This window comes from Yersinia similis (genome assembly GCF_001053095.1).
In the GTDB taxonomy this organism is placed as follows: domain Bacteria; phylum Pseudomonadota; class Gammaproteobacteria; order Enterobacterales; family Enterobacteriaceae; genus Yersinia; species Yersinia similis.
In genome coordinates this window covers 1-1,843 of record NZ_CGBP01000073.1, presented here as the reverse complement: position 1 = coordinate 1,843, position 1,843 = coordinate 1, and the positions used below count along the sequence as shown (strand labels likewise).

The window sequence follows — 1,843 nt, the reverse complement described above, 5'->3', positions numbered from 1 at the left end:
CGCGGTTGCGGGTGCACAGGCGGGGAAAAATGCGGTAGAGAATAACTATCTGAGTGCCACGGAAGCATTGTCATTTGATCAGGAACTACAAACCTGTACAGCCAAAGGCAACTGTGATGCGGTTCGTGAAAAATATGGAAAACTCAGCGAAGAAAATAGCGAGAAATTAAAAGCTGTTTGTCAGGAAAGGCCATTGACTTGTGAGGTTTATTACAAGGAGGTTATTCAAGGTGGAATAGCTACGACAGAAAGACCGGACTGGCTATATAAGTCGATGAGTACAGATGAGGCTAAAGCCTTCGTTCAGCAGGTTAACGGTCAAGATTTAGCGCTGATCGATACAACTTCTGAATCGTGGATGAAATTTGCGGCATTTGCATCAGATCCAGAAAATCAGGCAGCGGTTTTATCTTTGGGGGTTGCGGGAAAAAATCTAATTCAGTTAGCACAAAATAGTTTAGCTACTAAATCTTTACTCAAAGAAATGACGGCTCAGGGTATTAAATATTCACCTGAAAATATTGTCAGCGTGGCAAGGGATTCAAGTGGCAAAATTATCTTTCTTGAAACCGGTAGTCCTACAGCAGGGTTACAACATATTATAAAGGAACATGGAAGCCAATTTTCTCAACTAGGTGTTTCGGAAGCACAAATTCCAAGTGTGGTAATGAAAGCTGTAACACAAGGAAAAGTAGTTGGTTATCAAGGTTCTGGTACTGGTCGCCCGATTTATGAAACTATTATCAATGGTCAGAAATATAACATCGCAGTTACTGTTGGAAGTAATGGATATATTGTAGGTGCGAACTTGAGAGGTGTAGTGAAATGAAGAAAATAAAATTAATGGCTGATTATGGGTGTTATCCACTATGGGGAACAACGCCTGATGATTTTGGGGATATAGCACCTGGTTTATTACCTATATCTACAGACCTCCAAGAAAGCCTTCAGCGATGGGCAGATCGGTTTGAGGCAATACTTAATATTGATGATCCTGCATCTTCAGGTTTTAAAAATGAATTGGAAGAAGAGACTTTTATAAAAGATGGGTATTTGTTAGCTCAGCGGTTACGTGATGAACTTGGTAGTGAATATGAGATTATTTATCAGTAACGAGAGCTGAAAAGGTTGGCACAATAGCCCCAGATATTTACACTGGGGCTATTTTCTGTCAGAAATCACTATTAGTCTGAATAATCAGCCGCCCGTGCTCAATGGCCAAGGTGACCGGCGTATCTGTCCCAAACTCGGCTTCTTTCAGCCAGTTGCCTTTAAGATGCAGACTAGGTGTGCGGCTGTAGTAAGTAGTCATTTTAGTGGCGCACTTTGCATGCTGGATGCTGACATACCCGACTTTATAACGACGTTGCGCTTTAGAAATAACCGCTTCTGAAATAGAATCCTGCTCAGTCATGATTAACTCCCAAATAGTTAGTGGTGGTTAGCGGTAATCACGGGTTCCAGCCTGTTATTACCGCGCTAAATCTCGTCTTCGTTACTCTTCTTTAACCGTCTTCCTGGATGAATCCCAGCGTCGTGACTGGCACTTCATGATCAGACTCTCCAGCACTTCGCGGACGATCGCCTGTTCGTTCTCAGGCAACTGGCTGACGGCTTCAAACTGCAACGTTAATATATCTGTTGGTCCACGTTCATGTTCATCAAACAGCAGGTAATCGGTACTGACATACAGCGTGGTAGCTATCTTCTTCAGTGCATCCAGTGACGGCATGGCCTGGCCGTTCTGGTACTTCTTCCAGTTGTTAACATGCAAACCAATAGCATCAACCATTGCCTGCTGGGACACACCCAGCTTGACGGTGCGGTGATTGGCAGCACGGCG

Annotated in this window: 4 protein-coding genes; 2 read left to right on the top strand and 2 right to left on the bottom strand. The window is 43.6% G+C overall.

The window, feature by feature from the left end; genetic code table 11:
- Together AC971_RS24060 and AC971_RS21380 are read left to right on the top strand one after the other, a co-directional pair.
- Positions 1-829: VENN motif pre-toxin domain-containing protein (locus AC971_RS24060; RefSeq protein WP_197090744.1), on the top strand; the 829-nt coding region annotated here is incomplete at its 5' end.
- Positions 826-1,113, top strand: coding sequence for a hypothetical protein (locus AC971_RS21380; protein ID WP_025384257.1), 288 nt, complete (start codon positions 826-828; stop codon positions 1,111-1,113). The genes AC971_RS24060 and AC971_RS21380, both read left to right, overlap by 4 nt.
- Positions 1,114-1,171: 58 nt before the next feature.
- Here AC971_RS21380 and AC971_RS21375 read toward each other — a convergent pair whose 3' ends face one another.
- On the bottom strand, positions 1,172-1,414 hold the full coding sequence (locus AC971_RS21375; RefSeq protein WP_025384256.1) for a SymE family type I addiction module toxin: 243 nt from the start codon (positions 1,412-1,414) through the stop codon (positions 1,172-1,174).
- Positions 1,415-1,495: 81 nt separating this feature from the next.
- Positions 1,496-1,813 (bottom strand): helix-turn-helix domain-containing protein, encoded by a 318-nt coding sequence (locus AC971_RS24915; protein WP_331454169.1) that lies wholly within the window; start codon positions 1,811-1,813, stop codon positions 1,496-1,498.
- Positions 1,814-1,843: the final 30 nt, after the last annotated feature.

What these genes read in the sequence shown, in the direction of transcription:
- AC971_RS21380 (WP_025384257.1), top strand. Translation starts at nt 826, where the DNA reads ATGAAGAAAATAAAATTAATGGCTGATTATGGGTGTTATCCACTATGG.
- AC971_RS21375 (WP_025384256.1), bottom strand. Translation starts at nt 1,414, where the DNA reads ATGACTGAGCAGGATTCTATTTCAGAAGCGGTTATTTCTAAAGCGCAA.